Source organism: Pseudoalteromonas sp. MMG012 (genome assembly GCF_018100875.1).
GTDB lineage: Bacteria > Pseudomonadota > Gammaproteobacteria > Enterobacterales > Alteromonadaceae > Pseudoalteromonas > Pseudoalteromonas aurantia.
In genome coordinates, this window is record NZ_JAGJEF010000015.1 from 1 (window position 1) to 25,312 (window position 25,312).

Below are 25,312 nucleotides of genomic sequence, written 5' to 3' on the forward strand. Positions count from 1 at the left end.
GTTTGAGCTGTTTGAGCTGTTTGAGCTGTTTGAGCTGTAGACCCACATCCGATTATGAAAAGAGGCAAAAGCGCACTGATGAGCAATTGTTGCATTGTAAGGGTATCCTGAGTTATTTATGATCCAGTTTGCCTTTGTTTTCACAACGATACAAGGCCATTGACGCTTAAAAGTATTAAACCAATGGCCTAAAGTAAATTTATAGCCCGCCCTGAGTTAACTTATTTGGATCGAGTAATGCGGTAAGTTCTTCGATGGATAGGTCGGTATTTTCACTGGCAACGTCAATGATTGGCCTACTTTCTTTGTAAGCTAATTTAGCAATTTTTGCTGCTTTCTCGTAACCGATAACAGGGTTTAATGCGGTCACTAATATAGGGTTTTTAGCGAGAGCTTTCTTTATGTTGCGTTCGTTTATCTCAAAACTAGAGATGGCTTTATCGGCAAGTAAACGGCTTACATTAGATAATACATCGATACTTTCTAATATGTTATGGGCAATAACTGGTAGCATAACATTCAGTTCGAAGTTACCAGATTGGCCCGCCACTGTAATTGTTGCGTCGTTGCCAATAACTTGAGCACTCACCATCGCTGCAGCTTCAGGTATTACAGGGTTTACTTTGCCGGGCATAATGGAAGAACCTGGCTGTAATGCTTCAAGCTCAATCTCGCTGAGGCCTGCTAATGGTCCAGAATTCATCCAGCGAAGGTCATTCGCAACCTTCATATTAGCGACAGCCAACGTTTTCAATTGGCCTGACAGTGCAACAATGGCATCTTGAGAGCCAATACTGTAAAAGAAGTTTTGACTTGCAGAGAAGCGAATTCCGATATTACTACTGAGGTATTGATTAAATAAGTTAGAAAACTTAGCGTCTGCATTTACGCCTGTTCCGACAGCAGTGCCACCTTGAGCTAGTTCAAATACTTTTTCAACGCTTGTTAGTATCCCTTGATACGCGTTATCTATTTGATGCTGCCACCCGCTTAGGCTTTGTGCAAATGTTATCGGCATAGCGTCCATTAAATGCGTTCTACCGGTTTTTACATGATGGCCAATACTTGCTGATTTTTGCTCAATACTCTGTGAAAGGTGCTTAAGTGCAGGTAATAAGTCATAAATAACAGCGATTGCACTACTTACGTGAATGGCCGTTGGTATGACATCATTAGAGCTTTGCCCCATATTAACATGGTCATTTGGATGGACATCTAGGCCGCTTTGCTGACTAGCAAGCGTGGCAATCACTTCATTGGCATTCATATTTGAACTCGTGCCTGAGCCTGTTTGAAATACATCTACAGGGAAATGTGCCAAATGTTCTCCATCAATAATACTTTGCGCAGCACTGATGATGGCTTTCGCTATATCTGTATCTAAGTGTCCTAATTCAGCATTAGTTTCAGCAGCTGCTTGTTTGATATAAGCCAGTGACTGGATGAAAGCGGCTGGCATGGTTAGGTTGCTGACTGTGAAATTATTGATGGCTCGTTGAGTTTGGGCTTGATATAAAGCGGTTTCAGGTACTTCTAAAGTACCCATACTGTCTGAAGCTTGGCGAAAGGTGGTCATGCTGACTCCTAAGAATAAGGGGTAAGTATATGGCTGATAACTCGTGCTTCATGTTCTATTTTTAGGAAGCGAGATCTGCCATGTGGAATGGATTTATAATAGCGCTTTAATGCGAGTAGTGGTTTATAAAGCTGGTCTTGACATTGCTGTCGCAATGCTTGATGCACTAGCGGGTCAGCAATGTTATGGAGAAGTTCATCAAAGGTTCTCTTTAAATATAGCTCTTGTAACAACATGCATTTATTGCATCCGTACCATTTGGCAAGTGTGATACCGGCATCGATAAACTGTGCCACAACCATGGGCGCTTCGAGCTGGGGTCTTTTACAATGAGTGGCTAGTTTTGGAGAATAAGAGCTGACAGCCTGATGAGGGTGCATAGCAAACCCTTTTAGTGTAACGATAACCATTATCATTACACTAAAAGGGTTTTAGCGCAATAGAAGAGTGTGTGTGGTCATGACTAGTTGTAACCGAGTATAAAGGTGTATGCTGTGGCTGGCACATCTTCTTGTTCTGTTGGCGTTAAGAGATCTTGCACTTCTTTACGGTATTCTTCACTAGTGACAAATAAGTTGTCGTCATGCTCGTTAACCAAGCCTGTGTCATTGATGGGCATATGCGTAATTGTTGAAATAAACATAATTGTTGTCCTATGGTTTGTTAATATATTACATAGTAGATAAAGCAGTGATTGTGCCAATAACAAAAAGGCATATAAAACATAATTTTAAGTTTTTTTCTCTGTGTATGCTTGCAATTTGCAATTGATATTGCATCAATATAGCGCAAAGATGAATGATCAAGGTGCATATATGAGTGTAGATAAACCCTTTTCTCAGGCATGTGAAAATAATAAAGAGCCTATTTTAAATATTTTAAAACCCTTACTTGCCACATGTGAAAAAGTCCTAGAAGTTGGTTCTGGAACAGGGCAACACAGTGTTCACTTTGCTCATGCTTTACCTCATTTACAATGGCAAGCCAGCGATCGAGCAGTCAATCATGCGGGTATTTTAAGTTGGCATCATGATGCGCAACTAAGTAACTTAAACGCGCCAATTGAGCTGGACTTACAGAATGCTTGGCCTCTAGAGGATGTGCCAGCCATTTATACGGCGAATACATTACACATTGTGAGTAAAAACTTAGTAGAAAGATTTTTTCTAGGAGTAAAAAAACATTTACGCCAACAGGGCTTATTGATTATCTATGGCCCATTTAACTATGATGGGCAGTTTACAAGCAGTAGTAATGCCGCATTTCACCAACATTTGTTGCAACGAGATCCGCACAGTGGGATCCGAGATGTTGAATGGATCATTGAGTTGGCACATCAAAGTGGGCTCGACTTATTAGCAGATCATGCTATGCCAGCGAATAACCGATTATTGGTCTTTAAAAGGTAGCTGAGTGAGGCATTGTTCGGCGTATTGCGCTACGTGCGTACGCTCCCGAGCGATGAAGTCTGTGATTGCACTGGCAAACATTGGATGTGCGACTTGGTGGGCTGAATAGGTGATAACAGGTTCAAAGCCTCTCGTTAATTTATGCTCACCTTGGGCACCAGCATCAAAGCGATTAAGTTTATTGTGTATCGCAAATTCAATGCCTTGGTAATAACATAATTCAAAATGGAGATGCTGATAATCAGCGAGCGATCCCCAATATCTTCCATATAAAGTGTCACCATCGCTTAGATAAAGGCTCGCGGCCACGAGGGCTTGGTTGCTGTAAGCTATACACAAATGTATATTATTCGACATTGAGTGCTTAATCTCATTAAAAAATGCCCAATTGAGGTAGCCTGAGTGGCCTGAGCGTTTTAAATAGGTTTGTTGATAACAAGCAAAAAAGCCTTGCATATGTTCCGTAGAGATATCGTCGCCACTTAACCACACAATGTCGAGTGATTGTGCAGAGATATGGTTGCGCTCTTTTTTAATCATTTTGCGTTTTCGGGCGGTCATGGTTGCTAAGAAATCATCAAAGCATTGAAAGTACTTATTTTGCCAATGGAACTGCACGGCATGGCGAACCATCATAGTATTACTAAAATGCCCTGCTTCGGTCAAAAAATTGATATGTGTACTAGACCATTGCTTTAGGGTCATTGCTTGTTGCAATACTTGGCAAATATATTCCACTATTTCGTCAGTGAGCTCTAATGTAAGTATGCGCCTCCCTGTTATTGGAGTAAATGGAATGCCAGAGAGCCACTTCGGGTAGTAAGCTAAATGGTGGTTTTCGTATGCTTCAGCCCAAGACCAGTCAAAAACATATTCGCCATATGAGTGAGATTTAATATAGCCAGGCACTAATGCAATTAACTGTGAATCTTGATAAATCGCTAAATGCTGAGGCTGCCAGCCAGTCTTATGAGTGACGCATTGGCTGTGCTCAAGTGCCGCAAGCCATTCATAGCGGCAGAATAAATCATGTTGCGCTAGAGTATTCCATTGTTGTAGTCCAATGGTTGAGATTTCGCTAAAGAATTGAGAGCTAAACATAATAATAACAAGTCACGGTGATTAAATAGTTCAATTTGGCATAAGTCCTTATCGTACGGGAGAAGGTATCGCAGTCCAAGTCTCTAAGGTAAATATGCTTTAACAGTACTGTGCTAAGCATTGGGCAAGTTTATCACGCTCCAAAGGTTTTGCTAGGTGTTGATTAAACCCTACTGCGAGGGCATGTGCTTTGTCTTCTGGCATAACATCAGCCGTTAAAGCAATGATGGGGAGTTGTGTCGCATCTTTTTTTTGTCTTATCAGTGACGTTGCTTGGTAGCCATCCATAACAGGCATTTGGCAGTCCATGAGTATCAAATCATACTCATCTACATCTACGGCATTGACTGCTTGTTGCCCATTTTCTACGATCGTATGGCTTATTTTAAATGTATCAAGCATCGCTTTAATGACAAGCTTATTAACAGGGTTATCCTCGGCAACTAAGATATGCAGCTTGTGCAGCTGTTGCGTATCAATCTCTAATTTGTGAGTTGTTGGTGGTTGGCTTAATTCACACTTGATGCTGAGTGTAAAACAACTTCCGTGCCCCACTTGACTGTCAATTGATAGGCTACCTTGCATTAGTTCTGCGAGTTCTTTAGCAATAGCTAAGCCAAGCCCCGTCCCTCCAAATTCACGAGATGTAGAGCTATCAGCTTGGTTAAAGGCATTAAAAACATCTTTATATTGAGATGCCTTGATACCAATACCTGTATCTGTGACGCTAAATAGCAACTGGCAATGCGGTGCTATTTCGTCCACTTCCAATTTTACGTTAATGCCACCATGCTGAGTGAATTTTACTGCGTTACTGCAAAGGTTAATAAGGATCTGTTCAATGCGCATTTCATCGCCTTTGACCCAGCATTCATTTTGTAAGTTGTGATGGATTGTCCAAGTAATATTTTTGTTGTTTGCTGAGGTCGCAAACATAGAATCAATTCGTTTTAATAAAGCTTGCAACTCAAAAGTATGCTTATCTAGGTGTAAACGGTTTGACTCAATTTTCGCGATATCTAAAATATCGTTCACGAGGTTTAATAAGGTTTTTGATGCGGAACCAATTCGATGGATATAGTTTTGCAGTTGGGCGGTATTTTGATTATCAATAGCCAAAGAAGCGAAGCCGATGACGGCATTTAAAGGTGTTCTAATTTCGTGGCTCATGTTCGCTAAAAAGCGACTTTTTGCTTGGTTGGCTTCATCTGACTGCTGCTTCGCTTTTGCTAATGATTGGGTTCGCCGCTCGACAAGATTATTTAAGGCATAGTGCTGATAATTAAAGAGTAATAAAATAAATGTTATCAGTGCCGTAATGGTTAACTGCAGCGTCAATAAAAATAAAGTTTGCAACTTGTTTACGTGGGAAGTAAATGCTTCTTTCACTGACAGTTTCATATGCCACTTTTGACCCGCAATATGCAAAGGAACAACCCATTTAGTTGTCGTTGTTTTTTTTTGCCCTTCATAGCTTTGATAAAAAGCATGATCATTTTTATCGTCAAAAAACGCAATATCAAATCGTTGTGCTTGGGCTTGTTTTAATACCTCATTCAACAGAATGTCTACTTGAATGACTCCCGTTGCGTACCCTTTGAGTGAGTGAGTTTGCTTAGTTAAGTGCTCATAAACAGGTGATACAAGCAAGTAAGCTGGAGATGGGCGGCTTTCTTGTACTAAAAATATAATATGAGTCGCTTGGGGTTCTTGTGCAATGAGTGCCTTTTTGAGTGCTCCTTGTCGTTGTGGGTTGGCATAAATATTAAGCCCAAGCGCACCGTAGTTACTTTGTTCTGGGGAGATATATTTCACTACAACCATCGGATCTGTGAGTAACAGTGGCTGACCTTTAATTTTAACATTAGGTCCGTAAAGTGTTTTTAATTGCTCATTCATTGCACTTTGTTTGTTTTGCTTTAAATAAGCGTTCCAAGATAGAGCGCGGATGAAAGTGTATTCTTTTCTTATTTCGTTGCTGATATCCATAAAAGATTGACGGTCAAAGTTTGGCGTTGATTGAAGCTGGTTAGCCAGTCTTTGAACTGCAAGCATACTGCGGTTCACATATCGATAAATAATATGCTCGATAATTTTCACTTCGCGCTCAGCTGCAATATGTGCATTTTTATTGTTGTTTTCATTATATAAGTAGGTTGTCATAGCAACTGAGAAAAAGAGTACGATACAGGCGCTCAAAGTACCCAATAAGTTATGCTTGGGGACCGGTTCATTAAGCCAGGGGTTAACTAGAATAAGGCAAACGGGCGCACAAATGAGTACCCCGAGGGAGTCACCAAGCCACCATGCCAGCATATTCTGCCAGTGGTCTGAAAAGTGATAATCCGGATGGTAAAAACTCAAAGATAGCACGCCGATATTTGCTGAAATGAGATTAACGGCAATACCGAGGATTAAAACAAAATAAACAATGTGTCTGCGACTATTGAGGAGGAGTGGGTGGCCTAGCCAATCGCGTAAAATATAACCCCCTAGCGTTGCTTGAATGAGTGCGCCTGTAGCAACAATAAACGTTTGTATTACGTTTGCAAAAGGCACCGTTTGTGGCTGCCAGCCATATACAGAACCCCAATTAAAAGCGAATGATGCAAACAGTAATCCAGGGATGAATCGCCAGCCCCATATATACACGCCAATTAATGCTATGCCAGCAGGCAACCAAATAGGAAGGACTTGATCCTGAAAAGCAAAAGCACTGAGTACTTTCCCGGAACAGAAATAGCCAAATACAAAAAGTGCATAGCAGAGCAAGCTTTGCCAATTGTGCTTAAAAGTTAACGTCATAGAGTTTTAGGGTAATGGTTCGCTCATTGAGTATAGCCGCGTTTTTTGATGAAGGCACGGATGTAAGTTGATGTTTAGTGCAACTTTAATACGTCGATTTAAACAGCTCGCGGTGCATGGGTGATAAAATTAAATGGGCAGATGATAGTATTTATATTACTTAACGAATGATGTTACTACAAAACATATTAGGCATAAAAAAACCGCGCTTTATTAAAAAGTGCGGTTTCTTATAAGAAATGGCGGAGAAGGAGGGATTCGAACCCTCGATAGGGCTACAAACCCTATACTCCCTTAGCAGGGGAGCGCCTTCAGCCACTCGGCCACCTCTCCGGCGCAAAACTGTAAAAATATGGCGGAGAGATAGGGATTTGAACCCTAGAAGGGCTACAAACCCTTGCCGGTTTTCAAGACCGGTGCTTTCGACCACTCAGCCATCTCTCCAGAGCCACTGATAATACTTAGCGAAAGAGCTGCTGTAAACTACTTTTGAACTGTTTGCACAAAATTTACACTGTTTTTCGTGATTTATTTAAAAAACAAGAAAAATGTCGTAAATTTATGGAGTTGGAGTAGGTGGACTTTGTATTAGAGGTCACTCATTAACGGGTGGTGACCTCAGTGACAAGGTCATCACTTAAGAAGAGACACGAAGCTTAAAGCATATAATTTACCGAAGCGATTTAAATAGGTCATCCAGTCAAAGCGTACTTTGGTTGGTGTTGGTGTTACAGTTTCATTATAAGTGGTTGCAGAATTAAGCATGGTCGGTTCCTATCAAGTCAAAGAGTATGTAAAACAAGGCTATTTTGCGTGCGATTAGATTAAAAATAAAGCGATAAAAATTACCGCTTTCGGATAAGTAAAACTAATGTATTTTTGTTTTTTTATTTTTGTTTGTTTTTTATTGTGCAATTCTATTCAGTTTTTTAATGTTTTGTTTTTTTGTATTTTGTTGTTTATTTTTGATTTTTATTTTTTTTGTGGTTTTTTTGAGTTTTATTTTGACTAATTATTCATATTAATTAATTTAATTATTTAGGGGTTCTATGCTGGTTGTAGTGAAACCAAGTGCTGCAGTGAGTACTCAGCGGCACGTAGATTGGGTAAAAAAACAAATTCAATGTAAAAAAATGACTTGTGACTGGTTTTTTACCATGGGAAACTTTATTAATGATGTAAAAAATATCCGTCAGTTATCGCAAGGACAGGATGTTGTAGTCGTTATTGGTGGCGACGGAACGTTACATTTAGTGATCAATGGCATTGTGGGGTTAACTTGCCGCTTTGCATTGTTACCTGCAGGAACAGGTAATGATTTTGCAAGGCAGTTTGGTTATTCATTATCACAGTGGCGGCAGAGTATTTTTTCAACTAAATATTCGGCGATTGATGTAGGCAAGGTAAATTCGCGGTACTTCGTCAACATGATGGGGGTTGGCTTCAGTGCTAAAGTAGTGAGATCAATCAAATCTCAGAGCAAGCGAAATAAGTTAAGTTATGTTTGGGCTGGGCTATTGAACCTTGTTTCGTACCAAAGTGTGAAGGTTGCAAGCTCGCTCGGTCACCCGACTCCTATGATGATGATGTTGATAGCGAACGGTCGATATTTTGCAGCAGGTCTGCCTTGTGCGCCTAGCGCTGATGCTCAAAGTGGGACTCTGACTTGCCTAGAATTTCATGCCGATTCACTTATTACAAGGCTGATGACTTTTTTGTTAATGCTGTTCGCTCAACATGAGCGGTTATCTATTGTACATAAAATAGAGTCACAGCAATTTAGTATTGATGCTGTGGGGTTAGATATAGAAGCCGATGGAGAGATCATAGGAGAAACTCCTGCGCACGTTAGTTGTTTTCCGAAAGCGGTTGAAATATGTATTTTGTAATAAAAATAAACGCCGTCAGTGACTGACGGCGTTTGAGTGACAAGGCTTAGCTTCTCAGTGGGAATTGAATTAAATGTAGTTTCAGTTTATCAAAAGGGGTAAGTACGATGGCATTACCTAGCAGCACTAAGCTAAAACCGATGAAAGTATTCGATTGCCAAGTAAAGTTTTCAAAATATGTACTCAATAGCACAGCGACCAAAGGGAACAACACGATAATGTAGCTGGCCTTTTCAGGCCCTATATTTTTAAGCAATGAGAAGTAGCTTGCAAAAGCAATAACAGTACCAAACACTGCGAGGTATAAAAGTGAGCTCCAATATTGCCAGTTGGCGTGAATGAGCAGTGATTCACCAGCTAAAACAACATAGGCACCGAGCAGTATACTGCTATATAGCATGCCCCATGCGTTGCCTTGCAGAACACCAATGTTGTTATTTGAATTTCTTACACTGACCATGTTGCCGAATGAGGCAATTAATGTACCGAGTAGCGCAAGTCCTAGGCCAATTATCGCGCCACTATTGAGGTCAAATTGTCGTAAGTCATGCCAAAAAAGCGCGGTAATCCCGAATAACCCGAACGTAGCGCCAAAATATATTCTTTTGGCAATGGGCTTGCCAAAGAATAAGCGCGTATTGATAATGTTGAGCACTAAAAGTAGAGAAAATGCAATGGATGCCATGGCTGAGTTTAGATACCCTTGTGCGAAGTACAGCATCAAGTAATTTAAGCCGAAGTTCCCCATTGCGAGCAAGATGAAAAAGCAATGGTTTTTAAGGTTAAACCGCATGGGCATGCGTTTTATAATGACATAAGCCCACATGCAAATGGCTGCAAGGGTAAACCTTAGGCACAATGAGACAACTTCATTAACTTCACCTAGCTGAAACTCAATCGCTAACCACGTTGACCCCCAAATTAATACGGTCATTGTATACAGTAGTATACTTTTCATTTCATGCCCTTTAAGGTTTGTAAGTATAAACTTACTATTTATTATGATGAGAAGATGTACTATTGTAGAGACTTAATGTGTATATGCTATATACAGAATAAGTAAAAAAAGACCTATACAGATGAGTGGTATATGAGTTTTGTTATTTCGAAACGGCACAAACGATTTTTGTATGAGCAAGTGATCACACTTGTTGATGATATGGTTTGCCAGGGCACTTTATGTCCTGGTGATAAGCTGCCATCATTGCGAGCAATGGCAAGTAAGCTTGAGGTGAGTATTCCCACTGTAAAGCAGGCGTATCAAACATTAGAGGCTCAAGGTAAGGTAAGAGCGCAAGAGAAATCGGGCTATTTCTTACAAGCCGCACAGGTCAGCAGTTCAATGCCTAAGCGGGTCAGTTGCCGCAAAAACCGGTTGTGGTGAATAAACAGCAACTTATAGAGCAGGTGTATGACGCGATTCATCAACCTCATGTTGTGTCATTTGGTATTGCGAATCCAGTGATGGTTGCCAGCACTGAAAAGGTATTAGCGAAATTAATGCGTCGAGCTATGCACAACATGGGGGAGGGTATGCTGAGTTATGGTGCAATGGATGGCTTACACCGATTAAAGCAGCAAATTGCATACCGTTACTTAGATTTGGGTTTAGCGGTTAATACAGAAGAGCTCGTGATCACCAATGGGGCTCAAGAAGCGTTAGCCATAGCACTGCAGTGTGTTGCCTGCGTTGGTGATGTGGTGGCGATCGAGTCTCCTTGCTATTTTGGTATTGTAGAACTAGTGGAAAGTCTTGGACTGAGAGCTATTGAAATTCCAGTGTGTCCCGATGACGGTGTATGGCTGTCTGATCTAAATGAAGCGTTGCTCAAACATGATATAAAGGCGTGTGTATTTTCTACAAGTATCAATAATCCGTTAGGCTCGTTTATGCCAGATGTTCGTCGCAGGGCACTGGTTGAGTTGTTAGAGCGACATCAGGTCACGCTGATTGAGGATGATGTTTACGGGGATTTGCACTTTACTGAGCGACGTGGAAAGCCTGCCCAGTGTTTTACATCATCGGGCCATGTTATTACATGCGCCTCTTTTTCAAAAACGGCAGCGCCAAGCTATCGTGTTGGCTGGATGGTGGCGGGTCCTCATATTGCAAAAGCACGACGTTTAAAACGTGCGTTAAGTTGCTCCAGTTCATTGATGAATCAATGGGTGCTAGCTGACTATTTGGCTGGTGGAGAATATGACCGGCATCTAAAGCTGATGCGTAAGCGCTTACTAGATAATAAAGCGCAGATGGTTGCTGCATTGCGTCGATATTTTCCAAGTTCAGTACGATTGAGCGATCCACAAGGAGGGTGTGTTATTTGGGTCGATTTGGGTCGTCAATATAGCGGCTCCAAATTGTTTCAATTGGCCATTACACAAGGGGTCAGTATTACACCTGGTGTACTGTTTAGCGCGGGTACGCAATATGAATCATGTATACGCATGAGTTATGGCTTAGTATGGAGTGAGGTTGTAGAGCAGGCCATTGCTTTGTTAGGTCAGCTTTTGCCTGAAGCAAAAAAATAGCCAGTTGTTGACTGGCTATTTCAGTTGGGAGATAGTTTTTCAACGTTGCGTATTGGCTACCTTTATTGGGCGTTAAAAACAGAGTAACCTGTAAACTCGGGAATATTTTGGCTTAACTGTTGCTCTTTTTGGGCTATGTCTTCAAATTGACCGCATAGTTGATTTGCTTGCTTTTCTATGACTCGAGCTTGCATTTCAACTTTTTCTTCTATGGCTTGTCCCATAGTCTCCATGCGTTGCTCGAAGCTACTCATATCACCATTTGAATTCGTCATTTCAGACCCAATTGCCACTAAAATACTACCAATAGACTCCATCATGGCACCTTGGAGTGCTGATTCGATCCGTTCTTCAAACTGTTGGTCGAAGTTATTACCAAATTGGTCAAATGTTTGCTTCCCCATAACAAAAGCGCCGTCTTGGTAGAAGGTCTCGTTAATTTCAAGGTGCAGCTCATCGAGTACAGAGCCGATAGAGTCTAGACTGTTTAGCTGTAGTGTATTGCTTACTTCATCTAATGCTACCCCAGCTATTTTTACACCTTCTAGCGCAATATTTGCTACTTTTGGTAACTGAACGCGTAACGAGTCAGCGTAGTTGCGCATGGCATCTTGTTGCGTTGGTGTTAGGGACACTCTTTCACCATCCTTTAATACGTCCCCATTGTCATTAATTGTCCACTTACTTTGTTGTGCCGTGGTGATGTGTAATTGTTCTGGTGTGATCATTACATCATTTTTGAACTCAACTTGGCACTCATCGGAGTTGAATTGCAATGAGTGACTATGGGTTGCAAGTGCGCTAGAGCTTGTAACAAATGCGCCGATAATAAGTAATTTTTTCATGACAATGCCTTGATTTTAATTGGGTTAGTTTTTAATAATCAAGATGAGTGCCAGTTTTATTTTTGTTACTTATCAATTACATATGCTTTTTAGTTGTGATGAAGGAGCTGGTTAAATGGTAAAGAAGACTAAATGTTAGCGAAGTTGACCATAAAAAATGATGGATAAGCATTTTTCATTTACACGATAAAAAATTCTCATTGTTCAGAATGGTAATTTCGAACTAAACACTAAGAAGTGAACAGCAGTAAGCCACTTGATGAAAGTGGATACGCTGTTTTTGTAACGTGATTGGAGCAGACTGTGGGTAAAACATATTCATATGATGGGCTTGATGATGATTTTACAGCTAGTGAATTTGATGAGTTAGAGCGAAGTCAACATGATAAGCAAAGACGTAAAGTGAAACGTAAGATTGAGGACTATCTTGAGCAGAAGCGGTTGCGTAAAGATGTTGGTGATAGCGATTTTGATTATTTGGAGTAGGTAAATGTATCAGATATAAATAAGCTCAGAAGTATGGTGCCTTTAACCTTAAGCGCTATGCTAGCGCTTTTTCAATGTCATTGCGTAGCTTATTGGGCTTTGTTGTGGGGGCATAACGTTTGATTGGCTGCCCTGCTTTGTTAATTAAAAATTTACTAAAGTTCCACTTGATCCGTTGCCCAAACAGGCCGGGTAGCTGTGCTTTAAGGTAAATATAGACAGGGTGAGTATGCTCTCCATTGACGTCAATTTTTTCCATGATGGTAAAATCAACCCCGTAATTAATTAAGCAACCTTGCTGAATTTGTTCTGGACTACCGGGTTCTTGTTGACCAAATTGATTACAGGGAAAGCCGATTATCACCAGCCCTTGTTCAGCATACTGCTGATGTAGCGCTTGTAACCCTTCGTATTGCGGTGTTAAGCCACATTTACTTGCTGTGTTTACAATCAGCACCGTTTTACCTTGCAAAGACGAGAAGTCGAATGGTTGGCCTTGTAATGTGGTGGCAGAAAACTGATAAAAGGTATCCATAAGAGGTCCTATTTTTGGGTTTTTAATGATAACAACTACTCTAGCATACACTTAATTAACGTGTTCGAGTAAAAAATCAATTAATAACCGTACTCGATACGGCATGAGATCTTTGCGTGGGTAAACTAACCACGTGGCATTATCGTGCACTTGAAAGTCTGGCAAAAGGTAAATGAGCCTGCCACTTGCAATAGACTCGGCAACAATATCTTGTGCTAAATGTGCAATTCCTAACCCTTGTATACATGCATTGAGAATAGCGTGCGGATTGTTGCTACGCCAATTGCCTGCTACTTTAACCTCTTCCACTTGCTGAGTAATATTAAACCGCCAGCGGTTATTAATAGCAATTAAACAGTTGTGATTGGCCAATTCATAGGGATGAATTGGGATAGGGGTGTTTGCTATGTATTCAGGGCTAGCGACAAGACTCATAGGACGATGACACAACTTTCGCGCGATGAGGTTCGAATCTTGAAGCCTGCCAAAGCGAATGGCTAAGTCGAACCCCTCTTCTATTAAATCAATATTTCGATTATTAAAATCAAACTCTATGCTTACTTCAGGGTAACGTTTTAAAAACTCAGCAACAATGGGGGCGATGCTGTTGGCGACAAAATCCCCAGCCCCACTGATGCGAATTAACCCTTTGGGTTGCCTTTGAATACCCTGAATATGATTTGTTGCATCGACTAGCTCCTGCTGAATAACTTTAAGCTTAATCGCATATTCTCGACCACTGTCTGTGAGGTTTTGGGTACGTGTGGTGCGATGAATTAATATGGTACCAAGACGCTGCTCTAACTGTTGAATTTGTCTGCTAACGTAAGATGTTGATACATCAAGTACATTGGCTGCTTTACTAAAGCTGCCGTGTTCAACAACCGCTAAGAAAACATCTAACCCTTGCCACATGATATGACCTCTCTATATATAGATAAATTCATTATATACGCTTTATTATTGCTGTGTAGCAAAAGTAATTTGCCATTTGACAGCTGTTTGTTTATCTATATTGAAATTAAACTACGCACAATCAAAAGGTGAAACAGATCACAACATCTCGGTTATCGGAGCAAGTAAAGTAATGTTAAATTTTAATTTTGTAAATCCAACCCATATTCACTTTGGTGCGCAACAGATTTTAGAAATCAAGCACAATATATCGGCAACCGCTAAGGTGTTGGTGGTATATGGTGGGGGCAGTATTAAGAAAAATGGGATCTATAATCAAGTTGTGGAAGCGCTAAGCGGGTTTGAGTGGGGTGAGTTCTCTGGTATTGAACCTAACCCGAGTTATCAAACATGTATGCGTGCTGTTGAGCTGATAAAAGCTGAAGGTTATGATTTTATCTTGGCCGTTGGTGGTGGTTCTGTGATTGATGGGTGTAAGTTTATTGCTGCGGCCTCGATGTTTGACGCAGAGCCTTGGGATATTCTTGCTAAGGGCGCACAAATTAGTAAAGCACTGCCAATTGGTGTGGTGCTGACGTTGCCCGCTACTGGATCTGAGTCAAATAGTTTCAGCGTTATCTCAAACATTGAAACTGAAGACAAACTACCGTTTGCGTCTGCATTAGTACAGCCTCAGTTTGCCGTACTGGATCCAAATGTGATGCAATCACTTCCTAAGCGCCAGCTGACTAATGGGGTTGTTGATGCGTTTGTACATACTATGGAGCAGTATTTAACCTATCCTGTCGATGCCAAAGTTCAAGATCGCTTCGCTGAAGGATTACTGTTAACGTTAATTGAAGAGGGGCCTAAAGTATTAAATGATGAGGCCAGTTATCAAACACGCGCAAATGTTATGTGGTCTGCAACCATGGCATTGAATGGTTTGATTGGCGCTGGGGTACCACAAGATTGGGCAACACATATGATTGGACATGAGATCACCGCTTTATATGGGTTAGATCATGCACAAACTTTAGCAATTGTTTTACCTCGTATGATGGTACAGCAGCGGCAAGAAAAGCGTGAAAAATTATTACAGTATGCAGAACGGGTCTTTGGCTTAGATATTACAGATCCTGAAGGGGCTATTTCAGAAGCAATCTTGCTGACTGAACAGTTTTTTCATCAGGTTAATATGCCTACACGTTTTAGTGATTATGGTTTGGGTGAAGAGGTTGCGCAGCAAGTATGTGCGCAATTAGAACGCCATGGCATGGTGGCATTAGGTGAACATCAAACTGTTACCTTAGAAAAAAGTAAACGCATATTGTTAGCGAGCGTGTAATGTCCATTACACAGCTTGTTATTTTGACGATGTATGATATATCACAGCGACATGAGACATAGCTTGCCATTCTATCGCAATTTTAGCTGATAAGGTCAGACTTTCATCGCATCTATTGATGCGTTGCTCTAAAGAGTTTGTCATACTCAAAGCGATTCAAATAACCCAATAGAGACTTGAGGGGGGGGCGCAATGGTTAAAGTTTGGGATGGCTTTGTTAGGGGGTTTCATTGGTTATTGGTGTGCGGGATTGCAATCTTGTATATCAGTGGTGATGAGGGGTGTCTGGACCTACACTTCGTGACGGGGTATGTGTTGTTGGCATTGATGTTAACTCGTATTATATGGGGTTGCTTTGGCAGTAGTACCGCGCGGTTAGCTTCACTTTTTCACTCGCCTAAGGCTGTAATGAATGCATTACTAAAAGATCAACCGACAACGGGGCATAACCCAGCTGGAAGTGTGATGGTTTTAGTCTTTTTTACTCTGATATTCATCCAGCTATTAAGTGGGTTAATGAGTAGTGACGATATATTAATTGAAGGACCGTTAGTACAGTATGTGCCATATGCATGGGTGGAGCTTGCTAATGATTTACATCGAGACAACATTGACTTGTTACTGATGGCGATTGGAATACATATTGGTGCGATTGCATTCTACCGCATGAAAGGAAAAAAACTGGTTAAGACATTGGTGACGGGGTATACCACAGAATCGGCGGATAAGCCGTTTATGCGTTCCGGAAAGGTGGCTTATATCATTTTTGTTGTGCTTTCCACTGGGGTATTGTATTTATGGGGTCAGGAGCCTTTGATGGCTTTATTTACCGTCGGTTAGACAATAGATAAAACGGTGTGTTCACACCGTTTTATACTTTAGCTCGGTAGTATAAACCTAGTCTTTAAATGACTTATGGCAATCTTTACAGCCTTTGGCCCAGTTTTTAAAAGCAGGCTCAATGATTTTTTTATCACCCGATTGTGCAGCAACAGCGAGTGCTTGTGCATATTCCGCAAATGATTTTGCTTTTGCGTCAAACTTAGCTCGGTCACTCCAAATTGCAGGTAATGCACTTGTATCACCTTTGCCTGAGCCAGTAATAAAAGCTTCCCATGGCAGACTTGAAAGGCTTGCTGCATTATTAGCGCGTTGAGCAAATTTGTCTGCATTAAAAGGCACCTTACCTTTTAGCATGTCACCCATATCACCAATTTGATAACGAATTAATTGAAATGCCGCTTTCCTATATTCGATAGCGTCTTCTGGTTTATCAAAGAGTGAGTTTGCTAATACATTGGTTGATAAAGTCGATAAAAATGCACTTAATATAATCAGTTTTTTCATGTTTTGCCCCTAAGTTATGTGACTTAATGTTTTACGTAAATGCATTGGAAAAGGCAAGTACCATGCGGCCACTCTGATTAAATGATGGTGAATAACAGGGTTAAGGGGGCGATAAGTCACTTTTATGATAATGTTGTTTACTTTTTTTTACAAAAAAATATCCATTAATTTCAGTTGGTTATGTTGGTATTTTGTGTTTGTGTAAATTAGTGATTTAGTTTGTGTATTTTTGGTGTTGATTACGTCGGTACTTTCACACTATATTAATGTTCCTTTGCATTGGTCAAATAAGATCAACAAACGCAATAGTTACCAATGTAAAGGTTAACAATAAAGATGGTGGCTGTTAAAACAGTTAACAACAAGTCCTAGGGGAATTTAATGTCTAAGCTAATCAAGAAATCAACAATTGCAGCTGCGGTTGGTAGTGTACTATTAACAGCGGGTGTTTCTGCAAACACGGCAAATATGGTAAATAACTTTGCCAATTTCGATGCTGTTAAAGTGACAGCGCAAGATACGAAAAAGAATGAGCCAACGTCTTATTTAATCGTACTTAAAGCAACGTCAGCGGCGAGCTTATATGCACAGGGCACATACCAGTCGGGTGATGCACGTGCAACAATGGCGCAAATTTCACAACTTCAACAAGCGTTAACGCTTGAACTAAATAGTTTAGACTTCAATGCGAAAGTTATTGGTCAAACACGTGTCTTAGCCCCTACACTCATTGTTGAAGCGTCAAAAGAAGCGCTAGCAGCGATTGAAAAAGACGCACGCGTAGAACGTGTGTTACCTATGTTTGATTCTGAATTGCACATTGCAGAATCATCTGACTACATTAAAGCAACGCCAGTACGTACTGAAGGTTTGGCTACAGGTATGGGCCAAAAGGTCGCTGTACTAGATACGGGTATTGATTATACTCACAAAATCTTCAATGAAGCTGCCGGTACAGTTGAAGCGTATGAAGCTGCTCAAGCAGATCCAACAACTGTTGCATGGCCTCAAGGCCAAGTTAAAGGCGGTTACGATTATATGCGTAACGATGCCGACCCAATTGAGCATGATCCAGAGGTTCCTACTGAAGAGGATGAACCAACAAATCATGGTACATCGGTTTCTCACTCAGTGACAGGTGTTGCACCAGACGTTGAACTATATGTTTATTCTGTATGTGGCGGTGGTTGTCCAAGCGCAGCACAAGCAGCAGCACTAGAATCAGCAATGGATCCTAATGGGGATGGCGATATTTCAGACCGTGTAGATGTGATCAACATGTCACTTGGTGGTGAGTTCGGTGATACATACACTGGCAGTGGTACACAATACCTTATTCAACGCGCTGTTGATTTGGGTGTGAATATGGTTATTTCAGCAGGTAATGACGGTGACCATCCATTCCGTATCGGTGGTCCAAGTACTACGCCGAATGCACTGTCAGTGGGTGCAATGACACACCCAACATTAGAAGAAGGTGTTGCATCCGGTACTGTTGCAGGTGCTGAGACGGTTATTCAAGCTGCAAGCTTTGGTCCACAGGACGCGTTCTCGTTCAGCAACACGAATGCAGAGCTTGTATACCCTGATGCAAACCAAAATGGTTGTGATGCATTTGCTGATGATGTGGACTTCACAGGTAAGGCGGTATTGATTGACCGTGGTGCATGTGCATTTGCAACAAAAGTATTAAATGCACAAGCTAAAGGCGCAGCATTTGTACTGATTGCTAATAATAATGATGATGGTACTCCTGCGCCAATGGGTGGTAGCTCTACAGAAGTCACTATCTTCTCTGTAGGTGTGAACTTCCAAGCGGGTAAAGCAATAAAAGATAAACTAGCAGCGGGTGAAACGGCTGAGTATGCAATCCAAGTAGTGATGAAGAATGTTGCTGGTGCAGTGGCAGACTTCTCTTCACGTGGTCCTTCAGTGAATGGTCTATTAAAACCAGAAATCACAGCGCCAGGTGTGAAGATTCAAGTTGCAGCAACGGGCACACAGGATAAGGTTGCAGGCGCAACGGGTACTTCGTTCTCAGGCCCAATGACAGCAGGTGCTGTGGCACTTGTTCGTGAAGCGTTACCTGAGCGCAATGCATACGAAATTAAAGCAACCATCATGAACACTGCTGATCTGAACGTAACAGTTGAAGCAACATCGATTAACCCTGATTCACCATTGGCACCTATTAGTTTGATTGGTGCAGGTTTAGTGAACGTTGATAAAGCAGTTAAATCACCGGTTGCGGCATGGGTCTATCACTCAGAGTTTGATACTAACCAAGCGGCGTTGTCATTTGGTTTTGAGAATGTGTCAGAAGTAACGGCATACACTAAAACTGTGACATTGAAAAACTTCTCAAACGAAGCTAAGACCTATAACCTTCGCACGCAAGCGCGTTATGAAAATGATGCTGCAACGGGTGCTGCTAGCTGGGAAATGCCTGAATCTGTTACTGTACCAGCAGGTCAAATTGTTGAGTTTGATGTAACCTTGACGATTGACCCTGCTAAGTTACCACAGTGGAAACTGAAGAACCCACTTAATGCGGATGAGCTAGCTGAGCGTAGCCCTGCATTGACTTTATCTGAATTTGATGGCGCATTAGTCTTTGATGACCCAAATACTGAAGGTGACCATGATTTACACATTGTTTATCATGCCCTACCGAAAGCGAACGTTGGCTTAGAGCTAGGTTATGAGCTAATGAACGGCAAGGTTAAAGTTGTTGCAACAAACAATGGCTTTAAAGATATTACCCCTATGTCAGAGCAATTAGTTGCAACGGGTACTGAGGTAAGTAAGTCTGAAAAAGATTTCAACATTTTAGCCACTACATTCAACGCTGTGACGGCTGAAGGGTGTGATACTGGTGTGGCATTTACTGCTTCAATCATGCTACGCGATGAGCTAACACACTTGCGTCGAGCAGGTGGTTATGCAATGAATTTAGACCTTGATAACGACGGCACGTACGACTACGCATTAGCGCAGTATAGCGATGTAGGTCGCCGTGCTGTAATACCAGGGCGTTCACGCACTGTAAGTGGTCAAATTGTTGATGGTGCACCACAATGGGCATTGTTAACAAGTATGTATCATACAGCGGGTTCAAACACAGTAACCTTCTCTGGGTGTTCAGACATAATTGGCCTTGAGGAGAAAAACCTTGGTGATGCAATCACGATTGAAGCGTCTGTAGGATATGGTTATGATATCGGTGCATACGATGTAACTGATACACTCACGGGTACAACGACATTTGCAACATCTCCAGCGACATTCACAAATGCAGCAGGTGATGCTGTTACTGAGATTAAGCCGGGTGAAAAAGCATACATCAATGCTGATTCTGCATTTGCACTTACTTCTGGTGAACTCGAAGGTGTGATGGCAGCGGTAACTCCTGCAGTATTAGAAAATGAAAACCCATTTACAGCGCCGAAATTGAACGCTGCTGAATTTTCAGTAGAAGAAAATACAGCGAAAGATACTGTGATTGGTCAGCTAGAATTAGAAACACAAGAAAATACCCTTGAAGTTAAAGAGTATTTTGTGAAATCTTCTTCACACACTGCTTTCACAGTAAACATGAACGGTGAAGTGATCGTTGCTAATGCTGATGTGCTTGATTTCGAAGCAGGTAACAACACAGCGAAATTAATGGTTGTTGCAATTGATGTATTTGGTAATGCATCAGAAGCTGCTGAAGTGACAGTAACAATTACGAATACAGTTGATACGGAAGCTGAGCAACCGGCTCCAGAAGAGCCAACAGTACTTCCAGCATCAACAAGTTCTTCTTCAGGTTCTTTGGCTTGGTTAGCACTATTGGCTGCTCCGTTTGCTGCGCTACGTCGTCGTAAACAAAAGTAAGTTGATAGCTAAAATTAAAAACGCCAGTCAATGACTGGCGTTTTTTTTGTGCTGAATAAGGTGATTGTATTATTCTAAATCTTTAAAAATCATACCTCGACGCATACTTCTAGTGGCTAAAAATACTTCAGCAAGCAACGCTAAAAATGCCCCCATCAATAACATCATTGCCGCAATAAAACAGCTTGAGAGTGTGATACCCACTGGTATTTTATATAGGTGTGAAGTGAAGAGTAGCATCACGACGGCACACACCAGCAGAGCACTTAAGACACTCATACTAAAAGCAATGTGGATACAGCGAGACCGTTTTAACAGGGCACGCATCTCAGTACATAAAGATGCTTTCAAAGCGTCATCTTGACTAGAGTTGACTTTTCGGTCAAGTAATCTTGCCCTGTCAGTGATACGGGCGAGTCGATTTGATAAAACACCGAGCGTTGCTGCAATACCTGTGATCAAAAAGACGGGTGCAACAGCTGTTTGTATGACTTTAGCCATGGTTAATATATTTACTATATCATTGCTCATTTAGACCTCTGTTATTATCGCCAACTACCAAATGACTTGATCTAGTATGTTAGCTTGCTCACCAATGAGGGTTTTTACGACGTTATTGTGTTTATCTAGTAGAATTAGGCGTGGGACTCCTTTGTTGGCATATTGCTTATAAATAGCTCTATCTGGATCTGCAACTAAGTCAAAAGGCAATTGATAGTCGATATTAAATTTACTCAGCGTTGTGCTATTTTCTTCACGGCCAATGGCGATAATTTGTACTGATGAGTCATGAAGTAAAGAAGATGCTTGAAGTTCCTTTAACGTTCTTTGAGAGTCAGAGCACCAGGTAGCAAAGAGAATAACCAACTTATTTTTGTTTGGATTGAGTGTTATGGGCGTCCCTTGAATATTATTGAAGTGTGTATGTTTAAATGCTTGCCCTACTTGAATGTATGTCTCATATCTACTATCAACATTGACCGGCTCCGTAACGGTATTACATCCGGATAAATTGGCGCATAAAAGAGTGCTAATGAGTGTTGCACTTAGCTTGTTTATCATTATTATTCTCCATTGTGACTTATTAAGAGTACGGTATTTGATATATTTTTCAGCCGCACGTTACTCACCCTACCTTACATTTCATTGAGTTATAAGTATTATTTTCTCGATATAGGTGCAGCGTAAACAATACATTAGGAGTGCGTGTGCTAGAGTTTTTTGGATTGTTCTTCTCGGCATTGAGCTCAGCTACTTTATTGCCGGGAACATCAGAAGTGGTGTTGTCTTCAATGGCGATTGGTAGCAGTACCATCTGGTTACTTTGGTGCGTTGCAACATTTGGTAACGTGCTTGGCAGTTGTATTAATTACTGGTTAGGGAAAAATATCACGTACTATCGAGACAAAGCGTGGTTCCCGGTGTCTGAAGAACAAACAAAGCGTGCTGAACAGCTATTCAACCGCTATGGAGTGTGGAGCTTATGTTTGGCATGGGTGCCTATTATAGGAGATCCTCTCACTTTAATTGCCGGGTTATGTAAATTACGGTTCTGGGTATTTGTTATTATTGTTGGGTTAAGTAAAGGTGCCCGATACGGCTTTGTGTTACTGGGGGTGGTAAATATTGAGCGACTGATTTAGCCGCTCAAAAGCATTATTGAGACCAAGCTAGCGTCAGAGAAACTGAATCTGCAAAGCGCAGAGCATGTGGCTTGTCGACTCGAACTTTTGTATAAGTGACACTTGGGTGGCGATGGCATTCACTTAGAATATCAGCCACTAATTTTTCTAAAAGCAGAAAGTGCCCACTTTCGACAAGATTAATGACCGCTTTCGTGACGGTTTTATAATTGAGGGCATGTTCGACTTCATCACCACTAACACAGGCGATATCCGCAGGGTAGTGGATCTCTAAATTGAGTACGACATCCTGCTTTTTTTCTCGTTCTTCAGGATTGAATCCAATAAAAGTACGCAATCTTAAGTTGGTGATATTGATGATCGCATTTTGCATAAACAATCCTTAGTTTTTGACTAACTGTAAAAACTCATTACGTGTTTTTGGATCTTCACGAAAGTTACCTAGCATAACGGAAGTCCGCATTTTAGAGTTTTGTTTTTCGACACCTCGCATCATCATACACATGTGCTTTGCTTCTACAATCACGCCAACTCCTTTTGCACCCGTCACTTCTTCAACAGCTTTTGCTATTTGGTGGGTGAGTTGTTCCTGAATTTGAAAGCGCCGCGCATACATGTCAACAATACGGGCAAATTTAGATAAACCCAACACTTTCCCATTGGGGATATATGCGATATGGCAACGGCCCACAAAAGGTAATAGGTGATGTTCGCACATAGAATAAAGCTCAATATCTTGAATCAATACCATATCATCCGCATCAGAGGTGAATACGGCGTTATTTGTGATGTCATCGAGCGTCTCTCGGTAGCCTTTTGTTAGATATTCCATGGCTTTGGCAGCCCGTTTTGGCGTGTCCAATAGGCCTTCTCTATTGCTATCTTCGCCAACGGCTTCAATGATTTGGTGATAGCTGTTTTTTAATTCTTCGTGCATAACAAGTTCTCTATCTATTTTAGGTGGCGTCCGCCGTCAACTGGCAGGGTACGTCCTGTAATGTAGTTACTATTGAGCAGTAGCTCGACGCTATTGACGATTTCTCGACAACCAGGCTCAATAGCCATTAGTGACTTTTTAAGGGTTTTTTCTCGGTATTCAGACGAATCATGTTCATTGAAAATAATAAGACTGGGTGCTATCGAGTTTACTTTGATATTTGGAGCAAACTTCGCTGCGAATGATTTGCTCAAATTATCTAATGCTGCTTTACTGGCCGCGTATGCGATATGTTTGGCGCTACCGGTTTCTGCAACGTAATCGGTTAAATGAATAATGTCACTGACGCTACTATGGGCAAGTAGTAAGTCACTCAATGCAAGGTTGAGCAAATAAGGGACTTTGGTATGAATTCGCATCATGCTATCAAATAAGTCATTAAAATTGTGATTCTTTTCTTCACAATCCCAACTAGATGCATTATGTATCACCGCTTTCAAGCTAGAGTGCCGCATGCGAATTTCAGAAACCAGCTGGTCGATCGCATTTGTTTCGCTAAAGTCACATTGAATACATGTAACCCCTTGCTGCTCAAGCTCATGTATGACGTTATGTCGTGTACGGTACGTCATTATTACAGGTTGATTAGTTGTAATAAAATGTTGTACCAGAGCTAAGCCAATGCGTTGCGCCGCGCCTGTAATTAATATTGGAGCAGTCATTAAAGCTAAAAACCTTCGTATAAAAGTAGGAATAATATAACTATAACTTAATTTTTGCGTGTTGTTTTACTTTGTTGATCTGTAGCTTGTTAGATCATATTAAAATATTTAGAGAGCGACATGAATTTTTTATGTTGGGCAGTTGTGTGGTCACTTAAGCAAAGCACTCAACTTAGAGTGCTTTGCACCTTACACTATTGGGTTTTCAAGTGTGCATCGAAAAACGCTAAAAAAGCGCTCAAGGTGGTATGGCGATGTGCTTAAAAGCTGAGATCGTGGTGGCTGGGCTCAAGTTCAATGTATTGACGGCTTTGTTTTCGTCGAGTAATTTATCGTACATGCGGTACTAGGCGGTGGTCGTTCTCCTGAAGATAAGGCTTGGTTTGTGAATAACAGTGCGAATAATATTGAGATGAAGCGTAAAATTCCCTCTTTTGCTAGCTTAAAATATGAAAAGAGGGATGCTGTTATCTTTATCGGGATATCACAAGGCGGAGCGCAAATTAATCATAAACTGTGGGGATTGGCTGGCGTTTGTGCTGAGTGCGAACATAAATACTGATGAGTTTATTACTGATGTGATCTGAGACATCTTTACCTTCTAAGAAGTCATCTATTTGATCATAACTGAGTCCTAACGCTTCTTCATCTGTTAACCCTGGGCGATCACATTCCAGATCTGCAGTGGGTGCTTTATTGACTAACATTTCTGGTGCATTTAACTGTGCTGCCAGTGCTCTTACTTGGCGTTTTGATAAACCAAATAGAGGGGCCAAATCGCATGCACCATCACCAAACTTAGTATAAAAACCAGTGAGGTTTTCGGCACTGTGATCAGTCCCGACGACTAGCCCTTGGGTTAACCCTGCTATTTCATATTGTGCGACCATTCGTTGGCGTGCCTTTACATTGCCTTTGACAAAATCGACTGATGACTCGGTAGGTAACGGAATATTGGCATCATTCATGGCGCATAATGCTTGCTCATGCATAGCATCAGCGGCGGGTTTGATATTGACTGTGATACGTTTACTCGGTTGAATAAATGAGAGTGCAAGTTGTGCTTCATCTTCATCGGCTTGCACGCCATATGGCAAGCGCATAGCGATAAATTGATAACAAACTTCACTTTGTTGTTGATTAAGCTCGTCAACAGCAAGTTGGCAAAGACGCCCACATGTTGATGAGTCCACTCCGCCACTAATACCTAAAACTAATGTGACACAATGCGCGTCAACTAAACGTTGTTTAATAAAGTTCACTCGACGGGATACTTCACAAGCAGCATCTATAGTAGGTTGAACTTTCATTTCAGCCAAAATATCTTGGCGCATATGGGGTTCCTCAATGAACAATTATTGCAA

The 25,312-nt window shown here is 41.2% G+C and carries 24 protein-coding genes, 2 tRNA genes and 1 pseudogene; 8 read left to right on the forward strand and 19 right to left on the reverse strand.

The window, feature by feature from the left end; all coding sequences use genetic code 11:
• Positions 1–199: 199 nt before the first annotated feature.
• From J8L97_RS07385 to J8L97_RS07395, 3 genes are all read right to left on the reverse strand, one after another.
• Entirely contained in the window at positions 200–1,576 is a 1,377-nt protein-coding gene (locus tag J8L97_RS07385) for a lyase family protein (protein ID WP_211048471.1), read from the reverse strand.
• A gap of 8 nt (positions 1,577–1,584) precedes the next feature.
• Positions 1,585–1,956, reverse strand: a complete 372-nt coding sequence (locus J8L97_RS07390) for a hypothetical protein (protein ID WP_211048472.1) — start codon at positions 1,954–1,956, stop codon at positions 1,585–1,587.
• Positions 1,957–2,039: 83 nt separating this feature from the next.
• The gene (locus tag J8L97_RS07395) at positions 2,040–2,219 is read right to left on the reverse strand and encodes a hypothetical protein (RefSeq protein WP_192506211.1); all 180 of its coding nucleotides are present in this window, start codon (positions 2,217–2,219) and stop codon (positions 2,040–2,042) included.
• Between the two features lie 172 nt (positions 2,220–2,391).
• Here J8L97_RS07395 and J8L97_RS07400 point away from each other — a divergent pair, with 172 nt between their 5' ends.
• Positions 2,392–2,985: a DUF938 domain-containing protein gene (locus J8L97_RS07400; RefSeq protein WP_210997408.1), complete on the forward strand. Its 594-nt coding sequence runs from the start codon at positions 2,392–2,394 to the stop codon at positions 2,983–2,985.
• Here J8L97_RS07400 and J8L97_RS07405 read toward each other — a convergent pair.
• The 5 genes from J8L97_RS07405 to J8L97_RS23780 all read right to left on the reverse strand — a co-directional run bounded on the left by J8L97_RS07405 (position 2,965) and on the right by J8L97_RS23780 (position 7,656).
• Positions 2,965–4,086 carry a GNAT family N-acetyltransferase gene (locus J8L97_RS07405; RefSeq protein ID WP_247688573.1) on the reverse strand — a complete coding sequence of 374 codons (1,122 nt, stop codon included), beginning with the start codon at positions 4,084–4,086 and terminating at the stop codon, positions 2,965–2,967. The genes J8L97_RS07400 and J8L97_RS07405 overlap by 21 nt on opposite strands.
• Positions 4,087–4,185: 99 nt before the next feature.
• Positions 4,186–6,891, reverse strand: coding sequence for an ATP-binding protein (locus tag J8L97_RS07410; RefSeq protein ID WP_211048473.1), 2,706 nt, complete (start codon positions 6,889–6,891; stop codon positions 4,186–4,188).
• A 240-nt stretch (positions 6,892–7,131) separates the two neighbouring features.
• A tRNA-Ser gene (locus J8L97_RS07415) sits at positions 7,132–7,224 on the reverse strand.
• A 20-nt stretch (positions 7,225–7,244) separates the two neighbouring features.
• Positions 7,245–7,335: transfer RNA gene (locus J8L97_RS07420), tRNA-Ser, on the reverse strand.
• 189 nt (positions 7,336–7,524) lie between these two features.
• Positions 7,525–7,656, reverse strand: coding sequence for a hypothetical protein (locus tag J8L97_RS23780; RefSeq protein WP_263973681.1), 132 nt, complete (start codon positions 7,654–7,656; stop codon positions 7,525–7,527).
• 284 nt (positions 7,657–7,940) lie between these two features.
• Here J8L97_RS23780 and J8L97_RS07425 point away from each other — a divergent pair, with 284 nt between their 5' ends.
• On the forward strand, positions 7,941–8,780 hold the full coding sequence (locus tag J8L97_RS07425) for a diacylglycerol kinase family protein (RefSeq protein ID WP_211048474.1): 840 nt from the start codon (positions 7,941–7,943) through the stop codon (positions 8,778–8,780).
• 46 nt (positions 8,781–8,826) lie between these two features.
• On the opposite strand, the gene J8L97_RS07430 is transcribed toward J8L97_RS07425, so the two are convergent.
• Positions 8,827–9,738 (reverse strand): DMT family transporter, encoded by a 912-nt coding sequence (locus J8L97_RS07430; RefSeq protein ID WP_211048475.1) that lies wholly within the window; start codon positions 9,736–9,738, stop codon positions 8,827–8,829.
• A gap of 132 nt (positions 9,739–9,870) precedes the next feature.
• On the opposite strand from J8L97_RS07430, the pseudogene J8L97_RS07435 reads away from it, so the two are divergent.
• Positions 9,871–11,312: pseudogene (locus tag J8L97_RS07435) on the forward strand (PLP-dependent aminotransferase family protein).
• 62 nt (positions 11,313–11,374) lie between these two features.
• Here J8L97_RS07435 and J8L97_RS07440 read toward each other — a convergent pair.
• On the reverse strand, positions 11,375–12,157 hold the full coding sequence (locus J8L97_RS07440) for a DUF2884 family protein (RefSeq protein WP_211048476.1): 783 nt from the start codon (positions 12,155–12,157) through the stop codon (positions 11,375–11,377).
• Between the two features lie 303 nt (positions 12,158–12,460).
• On the opposite strand from J8L97_RS07440, the gene J8L97_RS07445 reads away from it, so the two are divergent.
• Positions 12,461–12,643 (forward strand): PA3496 family putative envelope integrity protein, encoded by a 183-nt coding sequence (locus J8L97_RS07445; RefSeq protein ID WP_211048477.1) that lies wholly within the window; start codon positions 12,461–12,463, stop codon positions 12,641–12,643.
• A gap of 55 nt (positions 12,644–12,698) precedes the next feature.
• Here the strand turns inward: J8L97_RS07445 and J8L97_RS07450 are convergent, their stop codons facing one another.
• Together J8L97_RS07450 and J8L97_RS07455 are read right to left on the reverse strand one after the other, a co-directional pair.
• A complete protein-coding gene (locus J8L97_RS07450; protein WP_211048478.1) occupies positions 12,699–13,178 on the reverse strand; it encodes a glutathione peroxidase in 480 nt (159 codons plus the stop codon).
• 51 nt (positions 13,179–13,229) lie between these two features.
• A complete protein-coding gene (locus J8L97_RS07455; protein ID WP_211048480.1) occupies positions 13,230–14,093 on the reverse strand; it encodes a LysR family transcriptional regulator in 864 nt (287 codons plus the stop codon).
• A 172-nt stretch (positions 14,094–14,265) separates the two neighbouring features.
• Here J8L97_RS07455 and J8L97_RS07460 point away from each other — a divergent pair, with 172 nt between their 5' ends.
• Complete coding sequence (locus J8L97_RS07460) at positions 14,266–15,420, forward strand: iron-containing alcohol dehydrogenase (RefSeq protein ID WP_211048482.1); 1,155 nt, start codon at positions 14,266–14,268, stop codon at positions 15,418–15,420.
• A gap of 192 nt (positions 15,421–15,612) precedes the next feature.
• Complete coding sequence (locus tag J8L97_RS07465) at positions 15,613–16,260, forward strand: cytochrome b/b6 domain-containing protein (protein WP_211048484.1); 648 nt, start codon at positions 15,613–15,615, stop codon at positions 16,258–16,260.
• Positions 16,261–16,317: 57 nt separating this feature from the next.
• Here J8L97_RS07465 and J8L97_RS07470 read toward each other — a convergent pair whose 3' ends face one another.
• Positions 16,318–16,767, reverse strand: a complete 450-nt coding sequence (locus J8L97_RS07470; protein WP_211048485.1) for a cytochrome c — start codon at positions 16,765–16,767, stop codon at positions 16,318–16,320.
• Between the two features lie 381 nt (positions 16,768–17,148).
• Between J8L97_RS07470 and J8L97_RS07475 the strand changes: the two genes are divergently transcribed.
• Positions 17,149–20,646, forward strand: coding sequence for a S8 family serine peptidase (locus tag J8L97_RS07475; protein ID WP_211048486.1), 3,498 nt, complete (start codon positions 17,149–17,151; stop codon positions 20,644–20,646).
• 69 nt (positions 20,647–20,715) lie between these two features.
• Here J8L97_RS07475 and J8L97_RS07480 read toward each other — a convergent pair whose 3' ends face one another.
• Both J8L97_RS07480 and J8L97_RS07485 read right to left on the reverse strand, forming a co-directional pair.
• Entirely contained in the window at positions 20,716–21,177 is a 462-nt protein-coding gene (locus tag J8L97_RS07480; RefSeq protein WP_192506197.1) for a DUF2721 domain-containing protein, read from the reverse strand.
• A gap of 24 nt (positions 21,178–21,201) precedes the next feature.
• Complete coding sequence (locus J8L97_RS07485; RefSeq protein ID WP_211048487.1) at positions 21,202–21,708, reverse strand: TlpA disulfide reductase family protein; 507 nt, start codon at positions 21,706–21,708, stop codon at positions 21,202–21,204.
• Positions 21,709–21,854: 146 nt separating this feature from the next.
• Here J8L97_RS07485 and J8L97_RS07490 point away from each other — a divergent pair, with 146 nt between their 5' ends.
• Positions 21,855–22,289, forward strand: coding sequence for a YqaA family protein (locus tag J8L97_RS07490; protein WP_211048488.1), 435 nt, complete (start codon positions 21,855–21,857; stop codon positions 22,287–22,289).
• 13 nt (positions 22,290–22,302) lie between these two features.
• Here the strand turns inward: J8L97_RS07490 and folX are convergent, their stop codons facing one another.
• The 4 genes from folX to nadE form a co-directional block, all read right to left on the reverse strand.
• Positions 22,303–22,662 carry a dihydroneopterin triphosphate 2'-epimerase gene (gene folX / locus J8L97_RS07495; protein ID WP_211048489.1) on the reverse strand — a complete coding sequence of 120 codons (360 nt, stop codon included), beginning with the start codon at positions 22,660–22,662 and terminating at the stop codon, positions 22,303–22,305.
• A 9-nt stretch (positions 22,663–22,671) separates the two neighbouring features.
• The gene (gene folE / locus J8L97_RS07500) at positions 22,672–23,226 is read right to left on the reverse strand and encodes a GTP cyclohydrolase I FolE (RefSeq protein WP_192506193.1); all 555 of its coding nucleotides are present in this window, start codon (positions 23,224–23,226) and stop codon (positions 22,672–22,674) included.
• A 14-nt stretch (positions 23,227–23,240) separates the two neighbouring features.
• Complete coding sequence (gene folM / locus J8L97_RS07505) at positions 23,241–23,948, reverse strand: dihydromonapterin reductase (protein ID WP_210997390.1); 708 nt, start codon at positions 23,946–23,948, stop codon at positions 23,241–23,243.
• Between the two features lie 503 nt (positions 23,949–24,451).
• Complete coding sequence (nadE, locus tag J8L97_RS07510; RefSeq protein WP_211048490.1) at positions 24,452–25,282, reverse strand: ammonia-dependent NAD(+) synthetase; 831 nt, start codon at positions 25,280–25,282, stop codon at positions 24,452–24,454.
• Positions 25,283–25,312 lie beyond the last annotated feature (30 nt).

Excerpts from the sequence above, each read along its gene's own strand:
- J8L97_RS07405 (WP_247688573.1), bottom strand. The coding sequence starts at position 4,086 with ATGTTTAGCTCTCAATTCTTTAGCGAAATCTCAACCATTGGACTACAA.
- J8L97_RS07485 (WP_211048487.1), bottom strand. The coding sequence starts at position 21,708 with ATGATAAACAAGCTAAGTGCAACACTCATTAGCACTCTTTTATGCGCC.
- J8L97_RS07440 (WP_211048476.1), bottom strand. The coding sequence starts at position 12,157 with ATGAAAAAATTACTTATTATCGGCGCATTTGTTACAAGCTCTAGCGCA.
- J8L97_RS07470 (WP_211048485.1), bottom strand. The coding sequence starts at position 16,767 with ATGAAAAAACTGATTATATTAAGTGCATTTTTATCGACTTTATCAACC.
- folM (WP_210997390.1), bottom strand. The coding sequence starts at position 23,948 with ATGACTGCTCCAATATTAATTACAGGCGCGGCGCAACGCATTGGCTTA.
- J8L97_RS07425 (WP_211048474.1), top strand. The coding sequence starts at position 7,941 with ATGCTGGTTGTAGTGAAACCAAGTGCTGCAGTGAGTACTCAGCGGCAC.
- J8L97_RS23780 (WP_263973681.1), bottom strand. The coding sequence starts at position 7,656 with ATGCTTAATTCTGCAACCACTTATAATGAAACTGTAACACCAACACCA.
- folE (WP_192506193.1), bottom strand. The coding sequence starts at position 23,226 with ATGCACGAAGAATTAAAAAACAGCTATCACCAAATCATTGAAGCCGTT.
- J8L97_RS07450 (WP_211048478.1), bottom strand. The coding sequence starts at position 13,178 with ATGGATACCTTTTATCAGTTTTCTGCCACCACATTACAAGGCCAACCA.
- J8L97_RS07475 (WP_211048486.1), top strand. The coding sequence starts at position 17,149 with ATGTCTAAGCTAATCAAGAAATCAACAATTGCAGCTGCGGTTGGTAGT.
- J8L97_RS07410 (WP_211048473.1), bottom strand. The coding sequence starts at position 6,891 with ATGACGTTAACTTTTAAGCACAATTGGCAAAGCTTGCTCTGCTATGCA.
- J8L97_RS07480 (WP_192506197.1), bottom strand. The coding sequence starts at position 21,177 with ATGAGCAATGATATAGTAAATATATTAACCATGGCTAAAGTCATACAA.
- J8L97_RS07460 (WP_211048482.1), top strand. The coding sequence starts at position 14,266 with ATGTTAAATTTTAATTTTGTAAATCCAACCCATATTCACTTTGGTGCG.
- J8L97_RS07385 (WP_211048471.1), bottom strand. The coding sequence starts at position 1,576 with ATGACCACCTTTCGCCAAGCTTCAGACAGTATGGGTACTTTAGAAGTA.
- J8L97_RS07390 (WP_211048472.1), bottom strand. The coding sequence starts at position 1,956 with ATGCACCCTCATCAGGCTGTCAGCTCTTATTCTCCAAAACTAGCCACT.
- nadE (WP_211048490.1), bottom strand. The coding sequence starts at position 25,282 with ATGCGCCAAGATATTTTGGCTGAAATGAAAGTTCAACCTACTATAGAT.
- J8L97_RS07465 (WP_211048484.1), top strand. The coding sequence starts at position 15,613 with ATGGTTAAAGTTTGGGATGGCTTTGTTAGGGGGTTTCATTGGTTATTG.
- J8L97_RS07395 (WP_192506211.1), bottom strand. The coding sequence starts at position 2,219 with ATGTTTATTTCAACAATTACGCATATGCCCATCAATGACACAGGCTTG.
- J8L97_RS07455 (WP_211048480.1), bottom strand. The coding sequence starts at position 14,093 with ATGTGGCAAGGGTTAGATGTTTTCTTAGCGGTTGTTGAACACGGCAGC.
- J8L97_RS07400 (WP_210997408.1), top strand. The coding sequence starts at position 2,392 with ATGAGTGTAGATAAACCCTTTTCTCAGGCATGTGAAAATAATAAAGAG.
- folX (WP_211048489.1), bottom strand. The coding sequence starts at position 22,662 with ATGCAAAATGCGATCATCAATATCACCAACTTAAGATTGCGTACTTTT.
- J8L97_RS07430 (WP_211048475.1), bottom strand. The coding sequence starts at position 9,738 with ATGAAAAGTATACTACTGTATACAATGACCGTATTAATTTGGGGGTCA.